General features: G+C 33.9%; 21 protein-coding genes and 1 riboswitch. Of the genes, 1 reads left to right on the top strand and 20 read right to left on the bottom strand.

What is annotated here, in order from left to right; all coding sequences use genetic code 11:
• Positions 1-138: 138 nt before the first annotated feature.
• From N7659_RS07480 to serC, 5 genes are all read right to left on the bottom strand, one after another.
• Complete coding sequence (locus N7659_RS07480) at positions 139-492, bottom strand: arsenate reductase family protein (RefSeq protein ID WP_263276533.1); 354 nt, start codon at positions 490-492, stop codon at positions 139-141.
• Between the two features lie 99 nt (positions 493-591).
• A complete protein-coding gene (locus N7659_RS07475) occupies positions 592-1080 on the bottom strand; it encodes a methylated-DNA--[protein]-cysteine S-methyltransferase (RefSeq protein ID WP_263276532.1) in 489 nt (162 codons plus the stop codon).
• Positions 1081-1087: 7 nt separating this feature from the next.
• Positions 1088-2266, bottom strand: a complete 1179-nt coding sequence (locus tag N7659_RS07470; protein WP_263276531.1) for a 3-phosphoglycerate dehydrogenase family protein — start codon at positions 2264-2266, stop codon at positions 1088-1090.
• A 33-nt stretch (positions 2267-2299) separates the two neighbouring features.
• Positions 2300-2800 (bottom strand): GNAT family N-acetyltransferase, encoded by a 501-nt coding sequence (locus tag N7659_RS07465; protein ID WP_263276530.1) that lies wholly within the window; start codon positions 2798-2800, stop codon positions 2300-2302.
• Positions 2797-3891 (bottom strand): 3-phosphoserine/phosphohydroxythreonine transaminase, encoded by a 1095-nt coding sequence (serC, locus tag N7659_RS07460; protein ID WP_263276529.1) that lies wholly within the window; start codon positions 3889-3891, stop codon positions 2797-2799. Before serC ends, N7659_RS07465 begins: the two co-directional genes overlap by 4 nt.
• A 125-nt stretch (positions 3892-4016) precedes the next feature.
• On the opposite strand from serC, the gene N7659_RS07455 reads away from it, so the two are divergent.
• Positions 4017-4655 (top strand): copper homeostasis protein CutC, encoded by a 639-nt coding sequence (locus tag N7659_RS07455; protein WP_263276528.1) that lies wholly within the window; start codon positions 4017-4019, stop codon positions 4653-4655.
• A gap of 58 nt (positions 4656-4713) precedes the next feature.
• Here N7659_RS07455 and rsmI read toward each other — a convergent pair whose 3' ends face one another.
• From rsmI to N7659_RS07380, 15 genes are all read right to left on the bottom strand, one after another.
• Positions 4714-5580, bottom strand: a complete 867-nt coding sequence (gene rsmI / locus N7659_RS07450) for a 16S rRNA (cytidine(1402)-2'-O)-methyltransferase (RefSeq protein WP_263276527.1) — start codon at positions 5578-5580, stop codon at positions 4714-4716.
• Between the two features lie 5 nt (positions 5581-5585).
• Entirely contained in the window at positions 5586-5906 is a 321-nt protein-coding gene (gene yabA / locus N7659_RS07445) for a DNA replication initiation control protein YabA (RefSeq protein WP_263276526.1), read from the bottom strand.
• A gap of 70 nt (positions 5907-5976) precedes the next feature.
• The gene (locus tag N7659_RS07440) at positions 5977-6858 is read right to left on the bottom strand and encodes a DNA polymerase III subunit delta' (RefSeq protein WP_263276525.1); all 882 of its coding nucleotides are present in this window, start codon (positions 6856-6858) and stop codon (positions 5977-5979) included.
• Positions 6855-7496 carry a dTMP kinase gene (gene tmk / locus N7659_RS07435; RefSeq protein ID WP_263276524.1) on the bottom strand — a complete coding sequence of 214 codons (642 nt, stop codon included), beginning with the start codon at positions 7494-7496 and terminating at the stop codon, positions 6855-6857. The genes N7659_RS07440 and tmk overlap by 4 nt, the downstream gene beginning before the upstream one ends.
• A gap of 85 nt (positions 7497-7581) precedes the next feature.
• Positions 7582-8253, bottom strand: coding sequence for a CBS domain-containing protein (locus tag N7659_RS07430; protein WP_263276523.1), 672 nt, complete (start codon positions 8251-8253; stop codon positions 7582-7584).
• Positions 8254-8400: 147 nt separating this feature from the next.
• Positions 8401-8916: a galactose-6-phosphate isomerase subunit LacB gene (gene lacB, locus N7659_RS07425; protein WP_199567626.1), complete on the bottom strand. Its 516-nt coding sequence runs from the start codon at positions 8914-8916 to the stop codon at positions 8401-8403.
• 19 nt (positions 8917-8935) lie between these two features.
• Complete coding sequence (lacA, locus tag N7659_RS07420) at positions 8936-9364, bottom strand: galactose-6-phosphate isomerase subunit LacA (protein WP_263276522.1); 429 nt, start codon at positions 9362-9364, stop codon at positions 8936-8938.
• Between the two features lie 203 nt (positions 9365-9567).
• On the bottom strand, positions 9568-10323 hold the full coding sequence (locus N7659_RS07415) for a DeoR/GlpR family DNA-binding transcription regulator (protein WP_263276521.1): 756 nt from the start codon (positions 10321-10323) through the stop codon (positions 9568-9570).
• Positions 10324-10488: 165 nt separating this feature from the next.
• Positions 10489-11940 (bottom strand): PTS transporter subunit IIC, encoded by a 1452-nt coding sequence (locus N7659_RS07410; RefSeq protein WP_263276520.1) that lies wholly within the window; start codon positions 11938-11940, stop codon positions 10489-10491.
• A 26-nt stretch (positions 11941-11966) separates the two neighbouring features.
• Positions 11967-12272, bottom strand: coding sequence for a PTS sugar transporter subunit IIB (locus N7659_RS07405; protein ID WP_263276519.1), 306 nt, complete (start codon positions 12270-12272; stop codon positions 11967-11969).
• A complete protein-coding gene (locus N7659_RS07400; RefSeq protein WP_263276518.1) occupies positions 12265-12735 on the bottom strand; it encodes a PTS sugar transporter subunit IIA in 471 nt (156 codons plus the stop codon). Before N7659_RS07400 ends, N7659_RS07405 begins: the two co-directional genes overlap by 8 nt.
• A gap of 306 nt (positions 12736-13041) precedes the next feature.
• Positions 13042-13563 carry a folate family ECF transporter S component gene (locus tag N7659_RS07395; RefSeq protein ID WP_263276517.1) on the bottom strand — a complete coding sequence of 174 codons (522 nt, stop codon included), beginning with the start codon at positions 13561-13563 and terminating at the stop codon, positions 13042-13044.
• A gap of 97 nt (positions 13564-13660) precedes the next feature.
• Positions 13661-13769: riboswitch (THF riboswitch) on the bottom strand.
• A 113-nt stretch (positions 13770-13882) separates the two neighbouring features.
• Positions 13883-14773 carry an aldose 1-epimerase family protein gene (locus N7659_RS07390; protein WP_263276516.1) on the bottom strand — a complete coding sequence of 297 codons (891 nt, stop codon included), beginning with the start codon at positions 14771-14773 and terminating at the stop codon, positions 13883-13885.
• An 18-nt stretch (positions 14774-14791) separates the two neighbouring features.
• On the bottom strand, positions 14792-15772 hold the full coding sequence (gene lacD / locus N7659_RS07385) for a tagatose-bisphosphate aldolase (protein ID WP_263276515.1): 981 nt from the start codon (positions 15770-15772) through the stop codon (positions 14792-14794).
• 2 nt (positions 15773-15774) lie between these two features.
• Entirely contained in the window at positions 15775-16704 is a 930-nt protein-coding gene (locus N7659_RS07380) for a tagatose-6-phosphate kinase (protein WP_263276514.1), read from the bottom strand.
• Positions 16705-16718 lie beyond the last annotated feature (14 nt).

Genomic DNA, 16718 nt, shown 5'->3' with positions numbered 1-16718 from the left:
TGGGTTTAGAAACTTTAACAACTTTAAAACAAAAATTCTCATCGCTTTGAACATTAAAAGGGAGAGAATCAATGTGATTCTCTCCCGATCTTGATGACTAGTCACCCACTACAGTTGACAATGAGCCTTTTTTATTCTCTAAATGCCTAGATCTTTATAGTTGGTACGATAACCCACTTGTAACAACTGATCATCCTTTATTAACAAAGGACGCTTAATTAACATGCCATCACTTGATAACAAGTCAACTGCCTCATCAATTGTCAACTGTTGGAGTTTGTCTTTTAATCCTAAAGCACGATAACTCATACCACTGGTATTGAAAAAAGATTTCAAAGGTAGTCCACTATTTGTCATTAATTGCTTCAACATTTCAGCACTTGGAGGCGTTTCTTTAAGATTAATATCATTAAAATCAACATCCAGTGCTGTTAATTCTGCTTTTGCTTTACGACAAGTACTGCATTTAGGATACTCATAAAAGGTTAACATGGTTATCTCCTTTTCGATTGTTTTTACGGTGTACAAAATTCATTTGGTGATTAAATTTTGACATTTAAGAAAAATTGGTTCGTAATCATTCTCATTATTTTAAGGGGTAAATGTTATTTTTTCATGTTCTAACAACCAGCGTTTTTTATCTAATCCACTAGCATAACCAGAAAGTTTACCAGCACTTGATAACACTCGGTGACAAGGAATGATAATAGAAAAAGGATTTCTACTAATAGCCGTTCCTACTGCTTGGGGTGACTGACAATCTAGTTGTTTTGCTAATTCACCATAGGTTCTTGATTGTCCATATGGTATTCTTCTAAGAGCATTCCAGACTTTCTTTTGAAAAGAACTTCCCTTAATAATAAGAGGAAGAGTGTTTACTGAGGGATTTCCACCTGAAAAATAATCGTTCAACCAGTCAATCGCTAAATCAATTGCTTCAGTTAATCCTTCAATCGGTTTTTCAGAAATACCTTGTTCAAAATAGGTTTGCTCAAAAAACCAAATACCTATCACGCCTTCTTTATTAGCAATGATAGACATATCTCCCAAAGGAGAATGGTAGATGTGTTTGACAAGCATAATCACATTACTCTTTATTTTCAATTAGACGAACACGGATAATATTGTCATTTTCCTTAAATACACTGACTAACTTGTCTACTTTTTCTTTATCACTTTCACCTAGGTCAATCAAAGTATAAGCAAAATCCCCTTTTGAACGATTAATAATATTATCAATATTGATTGACTCTTCTGATACTGCAGCCGAAATCTCTGCTACCATATTAGGGACGTTTTTATTGATGAGTGTGATACGATACGGTGATTTTAAAGCTTGATGAACATTAGGGAAATTGACAGAATGAGTAATTTCTCCCGTTTCTAAAAACTGACGAACAGTTTGGCTAGCCATAATGGCACAGTTTAATTCGGCTTCTTGTGTTGATCCTCCAACATGAGGAAAGACCGTAATTTGTTTTTTGTTTAGTAACTCTTCATTACCAAAATCAGTCACATAATGTTTAATAGTTCCTGATGAAATGGCTTCAAAAAGTGCTTCTTGATCAACCAGTTCGGCACGCGCGAAATTGATGAGTGTTGTACCTTTTGGCATCATGGCAAAAGAGTCTTTATTGAAAGTATTTTTAGTATCAGGAGTGAGAGGAACATGGATAGTAATATAATCTGCTTGTGTTAAGATATCCTTGATGTCTGAAACTCTTTTAACATGACTTGAAATACTCCAAGCTGTTTCAATAGAAACATAAGGATCATAACCTAAAACCTTCATTCCTAGACGTCTGGCATCATTAGCAATACGAGCTCCAATAGCTCCTAGACCAATAACACCTAATGTTTTACCAGAAATCTCAGAGCCAGCAAATTGACTTTTACCGGCTTCAATTTGTTTAGGGACATCCTCTCCAGAAAGCGTATTGACCCATTGATTGGCTGAGAGATAATCACGCGCCGACAAGAGAAGAGCTGTAATGACAGATTCTTTAACAGCATTAGCATTAGCACCCGGAGTATTAAAAACCACAATTCCTTTTGCTGTCGCTTCATCGATTGGAATATTATTTGTTCCAGCACCTGCACGCGCAATTGCTTTTAGTGATTCTGGAAATGAGTAATCATGTAAATTTTGACTGCGAAGAATGAAAGCATCCTCTTGTTTTCCTTCACTATTGACTTCAAAATCTGCTCCCAATTCTTTCAAGCCGATTGGATTAATATTGTTAAACGTTTTAATGTTGTATGTCATTTTTTCTCCCTAATCAATTGATATTTTAAACGATTATTTGTTTGTTTTCATTTTTTGATAAGCAAGACGCTCACCATCTATCGGTACTTTGCCTTGATAGTTAAAGCCCAACTTATCTAGTATATGTTGCATAATCTTATTTTTTTCATGAGTGTCACATCTAAAATCACTCGCTTCAAAACCTTCAATTAAACTTTCCAGTAACGTTTGAGCAATTTGTTGTCCTCTATAAGATTGAGCAACAGCCACACGATGAAAAGTGATATAGTCTTGATTTTGATTTAACCACTTGCCATCATAAATAGCTTCATAAGCAGGCTCTTTACCTTCTATCACAGCTGCATAACCAGCAATAAGGTCATCCACCAAAATAACATAACCTTGAGCTTTTAGGATATCCTCAATAATAGTCTCTTCATCAGGATAACCATTTTGCCATTGACTGCTACCACTTTTTGCTAAAAAAGTTTTGGCTTCTGCCATAATGGCCATGATATCTTTGATTTCATTTGGAAAGGCTAATCTGATAATCATGCCTTATTTGCCTCTTCAAATGCTTTCATAAATTCTATTAAAGCATGCACACCTTCTTTAGGAAAAGCATTATATAAACTAGCTCTCATCCCGCCAACACTTCGATGGCCTTTAATATTTTTAAAACCTGCCAAATCGGCCTCTTGATTGAATTTATCATCTAGTGCTTTACTTGGTGTGGTAAATGGAATATTTGAGAGAGAACGATTTTCTTTATTCAAAACTGGGTTTTGATAAAAGTCAGATTGATCAATATAGTCATACAAGAGCGATGATTTTTCTTGATTTTGTTTTGTCATTTCAGTGACACCACCAAGATCTTTTAACCATTCAAAGACCAATTTTGCCATATAGATACCAAAAGTTGGAGGGGTATTGTAGAGGGACTGACTATCGGCTTGAATACGATAATCCAACATACTTGATAAAGTGGGTTCTGTATTTAGCAAATCCTCACGAATAATCACAATGGTGACACCTGCTGGACCAATATTTTTTTGTGCTCCTGCATAAATCATGCCAAAATCAGAAACTTGATAAGGGAAAGCTAAAATGTTTGAACTCATATCTGCAATAATGGGAACACCATTTGTATCTGGCAACTCATAAAGAGCTGTTCCTTCAATGGTATTATTCGTTGTTAAATGAAGATAAGCAGCATCTGATGCGATATCTTTAGCACTAATTTCAGGAATATGGTTAAAACCATCTTCTTCTGAAGAAGCTAATAAAATCGGTTCAAACGGAATTGTTTTAGAAAGCTTAACGGCTTCACTATAAGCTTTTTTTCCCCAAGAGCCTGCAACAAGATAATATGCTTTCTTGCCCTTCGCTAAATTCAAGGGAATCATTGAAAATTGAGTTGAGGCGCCACCTTGTAAAAAGAGAACCTTGTAATTATCAGGAATTGCCATCAACTCTCTTAATAACTGCTCGGCATCTTTAATTATTTGATCAAATGCTTTAGAACGATGGGACAATTCCATAACACTCATTTGTGTGTCAGCATAGTTTAAAAACTCAGCTTGTGCTTTTTTTAGCACTTCTTTAGGTAAAACAGCAGGACCCGCTGAAAAGTTATATATCGTCATCTAATAGCCTCCATAAAAAATTGCTTTTAGTATACCATAATTTTCAGAAAATTCACAACTATTTTACTTTTAAAAATCCAATATTTCATGATATAATAGACCTAAGAAAAAATAGGAGAAAAGTAATGATTATTAAAGAATTTTGTGCCGAAAATTTAACTGATTTACCAAAATTAGTTGGAACCGATATTACCCGTATTGAACTATGCGATAATTTAGCCCAAGGCGGAACGACCCCTAGCTATGGTGTTATCAAAGAAGCGTGTCATTACCTACATGATAATAACATCACTGTTGCAACCATGATTCGTCCTCGAGGTGGTGATTTTGTTTATAACGATACTGAAATCAGAGTGATGGAAGATGACATTTTAAAAGCTGTTGAGTTAGAGAGTGATGCTCTTGTTTTTGGAATGCTTACTGAAGATAATGAGATTGACGTTGATGGTATTGAACAACTTTTACCTGCTTGTCAAGGTGTTGATATGGTCTTTCATATGGCTTTTGATTTGATTCCTGAGGATAAACAAAAAGAGGCTATTGATACCTTAATCAACCTTGGATTTGTTCGCATTCTACTTCATGGTAGCAAGGAACGTCGTGATATTTTTAAAAACGTTGATCATTTATTAGATTTAATTGCTTATGCTGATAACCGTATTGAAATTCTTCTTGGAGGTGGCGTGTCAGATAAAAACTATAAGCAATTACTTAGCTTAACAAAAACAAACCAAGTTCATGGCACTGGACTCCTTGTGAAATAATAGACTAACTAGTGTCACTTGAATTAAAAAAGCGCTCAGAATCGAGCGCTTTTTCGTTTTAGTCCTTTAATTGGTGATAGCTATTATAAACATCTTGACGATTTAGTTGATGCTCTTTTGCTATTTTTTTAATCGCCTGATTAGGTTTTAATCCATCACTTATCAAGTGTTTAACCATCGTTGCAATATCTAGATTCTCTATTGCCACTTCTTCAGTGATTTCTTTGGCACCTGAAACAATTATTAAACATTCTCCTTTTAAAGGATTTTTTTCAATAAATGCTATCACCTCAGTGATAGAACCTCTCTGATATTCTTCAAAAAGTTTTGTCAGTTCACGAACCACTACCACCTGTCTGTTGCCATAAACACTCAACATCGTTGTTAACGTCTCTTTGACACGATAGGGAGATTCATAAAAAATCTGTGTTTCTGGGTAACTTTGTTTTTCTTGAAAAAAAGTTTTTTGCTGGGAAGCTTTTCTTGGTAGAAAACCATAAAAAATATGTGGCTGAGGAGCTAAACCACTAGCAATAAGAGCAGTAATCCCAGCACTTGCTCCAGGTAAAGCGACAACATTAATCTCTTTTTCAATCGCAGCAAGTACTAAATCATGACCAGGATCTGAAATACTAGGAAGTCCCGCATCAGATACTTGCGCAATGGATTTACCCGATTCTAAAAAAGCAATTAAATCAGGTATTTTTCGAAAAGCATTATGTTCATGAAAACTGGTCTGTCTAGTTGAAATATCAAAGTGTTTCAATAATATGCCCGTATTTCTTGTGTCTTCAGCAGCAATAAGATCAACCGTTTTTAAAATAGACAAACTTCTAAAAGTCATATCTTCTAAATTGCCAATAGGTGTTGCAACGAGATACAAAGTACCATATTGAGACGTTTTAAAACTTTTTTGTATTTGCATAGTTATCACTCTCTATATAATAATTCCATACAAAAAACACAATCGGCATTGCCTTCACGATGCTGACCATAAAAAGTATTACAGACATGAAAACCTTCGTCATATATTTTTTCAAGATGATTTCTACTTTTTTTAGAGATTGTCTCATTGGTTATGACTTTCGTATGTTCTAATTGTTCTTTCAATTGATGATTTTCAAGACGTAATCTAGCGTTTTCCTCAGCCATTTCTCTAACAGTTTTTTTTAGGGCCTCAACTTCTGCTATTGATAACAACAAATCCTGAGATATCTCATCAAAATGTTCTAATAAATTTTTTTTATCCATTAATTGTCATTTCCTTTTAGACCTTGTTTTTGTTACTTAAGTTCCCCAATTTCTAGAGGTTTAAAACCTATTAATCTGCCAATGCCATAAATTCTAAGGCATTTTGAAAACTAACATTTGCTTGCCACATTTTTTGTGCCTGATAGATTTTTTTTAGCAAAGCATCTTTTTTGAAAAGGTCATCAACTTCACTTGCAAGATAAACCATTAACTTGAAAGTCATTAGTTGCTCATCTTTTTCTTGAATTTTTTCACTTAATTTAGCCATTCTTAAATAGACTTGTGGTTGATTAGCAAGTAAAGCACTTACTACCAGCTCTATTTCCCTCATATTGTCCAACCATTTTTGATTTTTTGATAATTTTTCTGCTTCAGAAATCGTTGAAACAAGTTCTGCTAATTTCATTGCTTGACTAGGAAGTACTCCTAGTGACTCTAGATAATCCTTAATATAATTATGGTCTTTTTTAAAGTAAAAAACTTGGCATCTACTTCTAATCGTTGGCAATATTTTATTAGCATCAGAGGTAATAAGAATGATGTAAACATCTTTTTGAGGATTTTCAATAAATTTTAAAAGACTATTAGCTGCATTAAGATGCATCTTTTCAGCTTCTTTAATAATAAAAACCTGCCTTTTTCCTTCAATACCAGAAAAAGAAAAATCATGAATAAAATCCCGAACTGTCTCTGTTTTAATTGTGTTTCCTGTTGGTTCAATAATTTTTAAATCTAAAAACTCTCGCTCATCAATCAATTGACAAGAACGACAAATCAAACAAGGTTGATTGTCCTTTGAAAGATTAGTACAAAATAAACTCTTAGCCACATATATGGCCATCTCAAAACTAGCAAATTCCCCTGAAAAAAGGTAAGCGTGACTAAGACGTTGTTCTTTTAAAATGGTGTTGAAATAAGCAAAAATTTTAGGTTGTTGTTGTTCTAAGTTCATAATGACAACTCCAAAAAGGCTTCTAAAATAGTTCGTGTTTCTTTAATAACATCTTCTAGACTTTGTGAGGCATCAATCACTTTAAAACGGTTGGGTTCTTGGTTTGCTATTGTTAAATACCCTTGTCTAACACGCTGATGCATGTCAAGTTTTTCTAAATCTAAGCGATTCACTTCACGATTATTGTTTTTTTGAATTCTTGACAGTCCAGTTTCTGATGGCACATCAAATAAGAGTGTTAAATCAGGCTTGATACCATCTGTTGCATAATCATTTAACCAATCAACATCAATAGTGGCAATCCCACGACCATAACCTTGATAGGCAACCGAGCTATCAATAAAACGATCAATTAAAACAAGATTCCCCTTTGCTAGTTCTGGTAAAATTTTCTCTACCAAATGTTGGCGTCTGGCTGCTGCGTAAAGAAGCAATTCCGTCTTACTATCCATACTGGTATGATTGACGTCTAAAATGATGTCACGAATTTTTTCTGCAATAGCTACACCACCAGGTTCTCTTGTCATAATAATCTGACCATCATATTTGTTTTGTAATACTGGTAACAAAGACTCTAAAACAGTGGTTTTACCAGCACCGTCTGGACCTTCAAATGAAATGATTTTTCCTGTACGCATATGTCATCCTTAACTTTTTATTATTTCCATTTTATCAAAAAAACCGTTAAAAAGACACTGCTATTTTTCTAGCAGTGTTTTATTTTTAAAGTAATTCTTTTTTTGATGTTTGAACAATCGACTCTACATTGATATCAAATGGTTGTAATTTATCATTTAATTTTTTTCTCAATGACTCAGTGTCAAAAACACCATCAATTTGAACTTCAATGACAACTTTTCCTGAGCCTTTGTTAGCTTCAACGGTACGGCCGATATTGAGATTTTCTTCTGAGATGGCTTGAATAATTTTAGCTAAGACACCCACTTTGTTATCTGCTTCAATTCGAATCCGAACTCCCTCAACGCCATAACCAGAAACTTCTAAGAAAGTTTTAAACACATCTTTATCAGTAATGATTCCAACTAATTGGTCATCTTCTAAAACAGGAAGAACACCTATCTTGTTAGTCATCATTAGATAAATAGCATCTTCTAAACTTGCTTTTGGATCAATTGTTATAACTTTTTTAACCATCACATCTTTTAAGCGTGTTTTATTTAATAGGTAATTCATTTCATAAATAGATAAAGTTGTTGCTTTAGAAGGTTTAGCATCAGCCAGTGTCCCTTCAGTAACCAAACCAACCAACTTACCATTTTCAACAACGGGCAGACGGCGAAAGTTTTTTTCTCTCATCAAATCTGCGGCTTGAGCAACTGTTGTATCTGGTGAGACATGAATCACAGTATCAGTCATAAAATCTCTTACAGCCATAATGTTCCTCCTTATGATTTTGTCACTATTATACCATAAATGACAACTTTTATGAAAAAACTCAATAAAATATCGCAGATAAAAAATAAAAACTATAAATAAGTTAAATGGTGGCCGACAACTTATTTATAGTCTTATTAACAATAATTAATCGTGATACTCTCCACGATCCCATTTTTCTAAAAATTCTTCAAAGAATTTTGGATCAGATTGATCTTTGTTGATACTTTCAACATGAGCAATTTTAGCAATCAATTTTTTATTTTCTGGTGTTTCTTTGTATTCAGCATTGATAAATGCTTCAATGATATCATTCATTAATAGACCACCAGTAATTTTACCGCCAAAACCGATAACATTAGCATTTAATTCTTCTTTAGCGTATAAGGCAGTTGTCATATCGCGTACCAAGGCAGATCTAATACCAGGAACTTTGTTAACAGCATTGTTGATACCAACACCAGTTCCACAAATACATACACCTAAGTCAGCTTCTCCACTAGCAACCGCTTCTCCAACTTTTTTACCAAAGATAGGATAGTGAGTACGAGTAGTATCATAAGTTCCAAAATCTAGTACTTCATGACCAAGACTTTTTAAGAAGTTTGAAACTTCAATTTTTTCATAGGTAACAATGTGGTCACATCCAATTGCAATTTTCATTTTATATCACCTTTCTTTATTATCCCATTTTGTTAAGCATGTCAACACGAATTTGATGACGTCCACCATCATAGCTTCCTGTCACAAATCCTTTGACGATATTTCTTGCTAGTTCTCTACCAACAATTTCAGCACCCATAGTAATCATACGGGCATTATTATGACCTCTTGTCATATAGGCAGAGCGTTCATCAGAGACCTCAGCACAAACCATTCCTTTAATTTTTGTACCAACCATGAAACTTCCAGCACCATACGCATCAATGGCGATTCCTAAGTTATCATCTGATTTTTGAACTTCTTGAGCAACAGCTAAAGTTGTTTCAACAAAATCTTTATCGGAAGCTTCGTTGACATCAAAAACATCGTAATCGTTACTAATGAGATAGTCTTTAACGATTTCTTTGAGTTCTTTTCCTGCTGGATCAGCACCAATTACAATAGTCATATTTTTCTCCTCATCTATTGATAAATCTTTTTAAATTTTTTGAATAGATATATTATTCTACATGATTATTATAACGCTAATTAAACAAAAAGTCAACACTATGTGTTGACTTTTTGTTGTTTTATCTTAAAAAATACCTTTATTTTCCTATAAAAGTCTATTTTTAGTTGTTTGTTTCCAATAATCAACATTTAATGTTCTATTTATTGAATAATTTCTGTGTATGCTCTCAATCGTTTCATTGTTTCAGTTTCATGATCATCCATAATGATCCCTGTAATGTTCGTTAAAGAGGCAAAAGTAGTAAAATCTTCCTTGCCAATTTTTGAGGAATCAATTAATAAATAACGTTCAATAGAGTGACTTAAAGCTAATTTTTGAGTGTAGGCTTCTGCAACTGAAGACGTCATGACTGATTTGCCCTTAACACCATTGGCACTGAAAAACATTTTACTAAAATGCATTCTCTCTAAAGTAGTATTTGTGATATCACCAACAAAAGACTCAGTGATTTCTCTCATCTCGCCACCAAGAAGAAATACTTGAAAAGATGGCGATGTTTTTTGGAATAAAATATTAAAAACAGGCCAACAATTAGTTACAATTGATAAGGATTTATGGGTAATTTCTTCGGCTAATAAGGAAATGGTTGTGCCTGGACCCAAAAAGATAGTATCGCCCTCTTCAATTAATGAAGCTGCTTTTTGAGCAATTAAACGTTTGGCTTCAACATTTTGTGTATTTTTTTCACGGTGAGAAATTTCTCTATATTGAAAAGCTGTATTACTTCTAGCTGCTCCGTGTAGCTTTGTTAAGACTCCCTGCTCTTCTAATTCAGCTAAATCTCTTCTAACAGTCATATCTGTGACATGTAATTTTTTAACTATTTCTGAGATGCGCATGGTACCTTTTTGATTAACCATTTTTGTGATTTCTTCTAATCGCTGATATTTTTTCATTCGTCGAACCCCCTATTCTACTTTTTTATTATATAGTCTTATGTTGAAATAAACAACAAATAACTATTAAAATACTAATAAAATAACAAAAGAGATAAATAATTATTTATCCCTTTCATTATAGTAGTAAACATTTCTTTCAAAATTATTTAGAAAGCATTAATATTATTTAGCAGCAGCTTTAACGTACTCTTCATTGCGTACTTTCATTTGTTTTGCATACCAGAAGAAGATTCCTAGGTAGAATACCAAGTAGATAACAAAACCAAGAACAAAGGCAATTTGACCTGTTGTAGCTTGTCCAATGAGGTAACCAAAGATTTTTTCCATTGGTCCTTCCAAAGTAGAGTGAGTGATTAAAGCATCTGCAGGAGCATTAGCTGGGAATGCTTGTACATTTTTTGCAAGCTCTGTTGCAAATGGTGCAATCATTGTACCAGATAATAAGAATAATGGTAATAGAAGTGCTCCAATTAAAATCATACGAAGAAGACGACCACGAGTAACCACAAGAAGTGCAGGAGTCATACCCATAGCAATAATACCTGCAAGAGGTAAAATACCATTACCAACATTTGAAAGAAGAACAGCTTCGATAAGCATGATTGGTGCTAAAATGTTAGCACATGCCCAAATTTCAGCACGACCAGCGATAAATGGCCAGTCAAGTCCGATATTGAAACGACGTCCACCCATTTTGCTGTTTGCAAAGTTTGTGATTCCTTGAGATAGAGGTTCAACAGAGGCGATAAACCATGAACCAATGATTGAGAACAATTCTAAGCTGGCACCAGCTGTGAATCCAAGAACAAACCATCCTTGAACACTTTCAATAGAAAGTGTTGGATTACCCATAATACCGATAACGAAACCTAAAACCATACCGATAAAGAATTTTGAACCCCAGAAACCAATTTTTTGATTCAATTTAGCAGCATCAAAGTCGTATTTGTCTAACCAAGGGAATACTTTATCAAAAATTTTGTCTAAAATCATGATAACAGGGTTCATCATGTAGTTGAGGTGAGTTGATGTCATCGGAGAATTATGATCAGTATTTAACAAATCGTCAAATGTTGGTTTCATCAAGTCAGAGTTGATAATTTTTAGAACTCCAACAAGAACAATGGCAGCAATAGCAACTAATAATCCAACAATTGTTGATACATCATTACGTTCTGCGTACCACATAATAAGGAGTCCAGTAATAGATAAGTGCCAAATGTTAAAGATATCAACATCAAGGGTGTTAGTCTTGTTAAGAATAATCATAACAATATTCACAATAATCATAATTAACAAGAATAATAGGGTATATGGTGAACCCCAAGTGATTGTTGCAAGAGGCGCCCAACCAACGTCAATAATGTTTAAAGTAATTCCAGTGTTTTCAACGAAGGCTTGAAGTGATGCAGAAAATGCGCCAGTAAGCATACCAATGATAGCTCCAACACCTGTAAGAGCAATTGCTAATTTTATGCCCCCCTCCAAGGCTTTTGAGAATTTAACGCCGAATAACATGGCTAAACCTGTCATAACGATTAACATGATAACAGGGGCACCCAATTTGATAATCGGGTCAAAGAAATTATTAACTAATTCAATAAACTGTTGCATGATATTTTTTCTCCTTAATTTATAAATTATTTTAAATCATGTTCTTTAATGATTTCTTCAATTTTGTCAAAAACTGGCTGACTCATCGCTGGAATACGATAGAGAATAGGTCCTGCTTCAACCATTGGGATTTTCAAGTCAAAACTTAAGTCAGTTTTTGCAATTGGAGCAAAGATATCATAGCGGTTAACCATTTCTTCAGTAATATCTTTTACCATCACAGCATCTGCTGATACTGAATACCCTTTAGCTGACAATTCTGTTTCAATTGCATTTTTAATTTGATGGCTGGAATTAACACCAGCACCACAAGCTGCCAATATTTTAATCATAATGTAATACTCCTTTTTGTATTAAATATTTTTTGATAACATCTTTAGAATCCATTTTTCCTAATTCTTCTAAATTACCTTTTTCAACAAAAAATGACATTAACTGAGATAATACATCTGTTTGTCTATCATTTTTGTCATTGATGATAAAGAAAAATGAATTAACGTAGCACTCTTCTTCAGGATTAATCATATGTTTAAAAACTAAAGGTTGACTGTTTTTAACATAGACAATCCGATCAGTTAAACAATATTTTGTTTCAGTGTGTGGGATGGCAGCATATAGAATATCAGAACCATCCATCAAATCGATTTTTAAACCTGTAGGGTAGTCTTTTTCTCTTTCTTTTAAAGCCTCTTTGTATTCTTTTGTCACATAGCCAACTTTCTCAAGTTCATTGGCAACGCTTTCAAATAATTGTTCTTGATTTTCTACATCTGTCAATAAAATATCTTCAAACATTTGTTCTCCTTTTTATACGTGAAATTGTGATAAAAATAGTCTAAAACAGTGTTGTTTTTGTTTGACCTTGATTTTATTTAACCAAATAATAACATAAATGTAACACTTTGTCAACCTGTTTTGTTGTTTTATTGTTGTTTTATTGTTGTTTTGTGTTTTGTTTTCAACAAATAACGTTTTGATTAGAATAAGTCAACAAAATCAACATTTTATCTCACTTTATCTTAAATGATATTTTTCAGTTGTTGACTTGTCATCAAAAAAACATTTCCGTTAAATCTAATAGAACGAAAATGTTTTTAGTTTTTATTTTTTAATAGGCGCTTTAAAGATATTAAAACGCTCAATCCCTTTTATAAGAAGAGTTAAAATAATAATGTGTATTGGTAATTGTATCGCACTTGAAATTAATCGAGCGATAAAGGTTTCATAAAATGGTAACTGATAAAGTATAGCTAACCAAATTGTATTTAATAAAGAACTTATTGCTACGGTATAAACTACTTGAGCGATAATAATTCTCTTTAGACTAAATGGCTTCCTATACAAGAAAAATCCATAGATTAATCCTGTCAAGGCTGCGCTTATTGTAAACCCTGGGAAAAACGGACCTGTTGGTTTAATAAAAAAACCACCTAAGTCTGATATGATTCCAACCACCATTGCCACTACTGGACCAAGAAGTGAACCGGCAATAGCAATAACATGAGATGCAAAGCGCAATTCTACAATTTGCGAAATGGGTAGTTTAAAAAATCCCATCACAATAGCTAACGCAGCTAATATAGTAGCCAATGTCAGAACTCTGACATTTTTAAGTTGTAACATAAATAATACCTCCAAGGCAGATGTTACCAGTTACTACATCATTGGTTATATACCTATCTAAAGATAAGAAAAATGTTATCTTATAGAAAAAAGATGTAGCAGCGGGATGCGACTACGAAACCGCAAAAAGACAGTTCTCTCTTTTTTTCGTCCCAATGACAACTCCCCGTTCATCAGGCACTTAACGCTTCGTAATCTACTCTGCTATTTTTTTTTGAACTGTTAATTATTATAGTGTTATTTGATCAAAAATGCAAGTTCAAAAAAAGTATCTCACCATCCATGAGATACCTTTAATATTAATGATTTTATTTAATAATTATCCTAAGACCGTTATATCAAATGAATAAGATTTCAACTCATTTGGTTGCGCAAATTGAACATGACGTTTTTCTTCAAAAACATCAGATTCTTCAAGCGACGTTGACAAGCCTAACCAAGGTTCTAAGGCAATGAATGGTCCTTTATTTGGCGTTGTCCACAAAATGAGTGCCGGAAAATCTTTAAAGGCTATTTCAATACCCTTATCATGATTTTTAGATAATAACTTAACACTTCTCGACTCTAACTGGTCAAGAGTAATAGCATCTTCTTTGAATAAATCAAATGATAATGGCAAGATTGTTTCTTGGTTTAAAAAGTCTTTTCTGTCTAACAAATCCAAAAGACCTGTTTCGGGAAATTGTTTTGGAATCGTTAAGGTTTCAACTTTTTCAAACTCTAAGTAGTAATCGTCGTAAGACTCACCGTCTTTAATTGGACAATTAAATCCCGGATGACCCCCAATAAAGAATGGCATTTGCTTAGAATCTTTATTCTTAATTTGATAGGTTGTTGTAATTGTCTTTTCAGATAAGGTATAAAGAATAGTTAGTTCAAAAGCAAAAGGATAATTGTCTAGCATTTCTTTAGTTGATTGAATGCTAAAAGCAATACTATTTTCGTCGTGATGCGTCACATCAAATACTTTTTTACGAACTAATCCATGACGAGGAAGAGTTCCTTCAACATGATCAGCTGAGGCAAAAATAGTTTTATCGTCTCTCACACTACCACAATTTGGGAATAGTACTGGTGCTTGCCCACTCCAATAGTTAGCATCCCCTTGCCAAAGATACTCGATACCCTCTTTATCTTTGATGGATGTTAACGTGGCACCATTTTCACTAAAGGTTACTGTTAAAAAGTCATTACTTAAACTTAACATCATTTTTACCCGTAGTTACTTTTAAACTTTTTCAGTCCAAGGAGTAGCTGTTTTTTCAATGACTTTGTTTAATTCGTCAATATTATTAAATCCAGTTGTACGTAACCATTCAACAGCAGCGTCTTTACCTTCTTTAATATAAACTTCAACTGATCCAGCCCAAGTAGCACGACCACAAAGAACACCGTTAAATTTAGCACCTGCTTCATGAGCAAATACAAGAGTTTCTTGGAAGAGTTTGCTGCTTACGCCTGCACTTAGATAAATGTATGGTAAGTTACTTGCTGCTTCTTGATCACGGAAGTATTGTGCTGCTTCTTCTTTAGTATACACCACTTCACCAGTTGCAAATCCTTCAACATAGTTCATGTTAACTGGCACTTCAACTTTTAAAACATCAACATTGTAGCGATCTTCTGAGAAGACTTTCATTGCTTCAATCACTTTTCTTGGTTTTACTTTAGCGTATTCTGCACTTGAAGCATCTTTGATTTTTTCATCATATGAAACAATTTCAAGGTAGAAAGGAATATCCTCAGCAACACACTCTGAACCAATTCTTTCGATGTATGCTTTCTTTTGAAGGTTAGTGTAATCATCACTATCTACATCGTAGTAAAGAAGGAATTTAATGGCATCTGCACCTTGTTCTTTCAAACGTTTAACAGACCACTCAACCAAACAGTCTGGTAAGCGAGTTGTTGTTGTAGCGTCATAACCTGTTTTTTCATAAGCAAGTAATAGACCTGCATTTTCATCTTTAACATCAACTGCTGGAAGACCAAATTCTGGGTCTAAAAGAATAGATGAAGAATATTTAGTCAATTCTTCTGATACTAAGCTTTTTAATTCTTCCATTTGTGCTACAGATGGTTCTTCAGTTTGGTGTTGTGACATCATTCTTCTTAATGCCCCACGTTGGTCAAAAGCAAGTGCTGAAATCACACCATCTTTGTTTGAAAGTTTTTCCATGTAACGACGTTTTTGTTCTGTAAGTGCCATTTTTATACCTCTTCTACTTTAATTTGTTTATATAAGTTATCATAGTTTGCCATGTTGACATGACCAGTCATTTTTTCTTGTGCATTGAGCATACCAAGAACATTAGCTTTTGTAAGGAGAGCCTCATCACTTTCATTGTGTAAAAGTGCTGACGAAATCCCTGCTACTGTTGAGTCTCCTGAACCAACAGGATTCACAACAGAAATTTTTGGAATAGTAACGCGATAGAAAGTATCGTGATGTTTTGCAAAAGCTCCTTTAGAACCTAAAGAAACAACAATCCATTCAATTCCTGAGAATAAGTCATCATTTAGAACTGTTTTTAATTCTTCAATATCAGAAGAAACAGAACGACCCAATAACTGAGATAATTCTTCTAGATTAGGTTTGATGACAGTCGGTTTATTTTTAGATGCTAAAACAGTTTCCAAAGCTTTTCCAGAACAATCTAAAACAACTTTTTTATGGTAAGTATTAGCAATTTCAATCATTCTTGAGTAATAATCTTGCTCAAGACCATCTGGTAAACTACCAGAAATAGCCACAACCTCTGCTTGTTTTAAAATAATTTTAAAGTGGTTGAGGAAGCCCTCACTCTCATCAAGATCAAGCATTGGACCTTTCTCTAAAATCTCTGTTTGGTTGCCATCATGAAGAATAGCTACGCAGTTTCTTGTATCACGACTAATACTAAAGAAGCATTTTTTGATGCTATCATCTAGATGTTCAATCAGATACTGACCGGTTGTCCCTCCAATACACCCACTGGCCATGACTTTATCACCAAGCTCAGATAAAACTCTAGTAACATTTAACCCTTTTCCGCCAGGTGTTTTAACAACTTCTGACACCCGATTGACCGTATCCAAATCCAAATTGTCTAAATGATATGAAATATCAACAGATGGATTCATGGTAATGGTTAATATCATTACATTCTCCTTTC

The sequence above is a fragment of the Streptococcus sp. CSL10205-OR2 genome (genome assembly GCF_025660655.1).
GTDB lineage: Bacteria > Bacillota > Bacilli > Lactobacillales > Streptococcaceae > Streptococcus.
The sequence above is the reverse complement of the archived record's forward strand: the minus strand, read 5'-3'. Positions and strand labels throughout refer to the sequence as shown.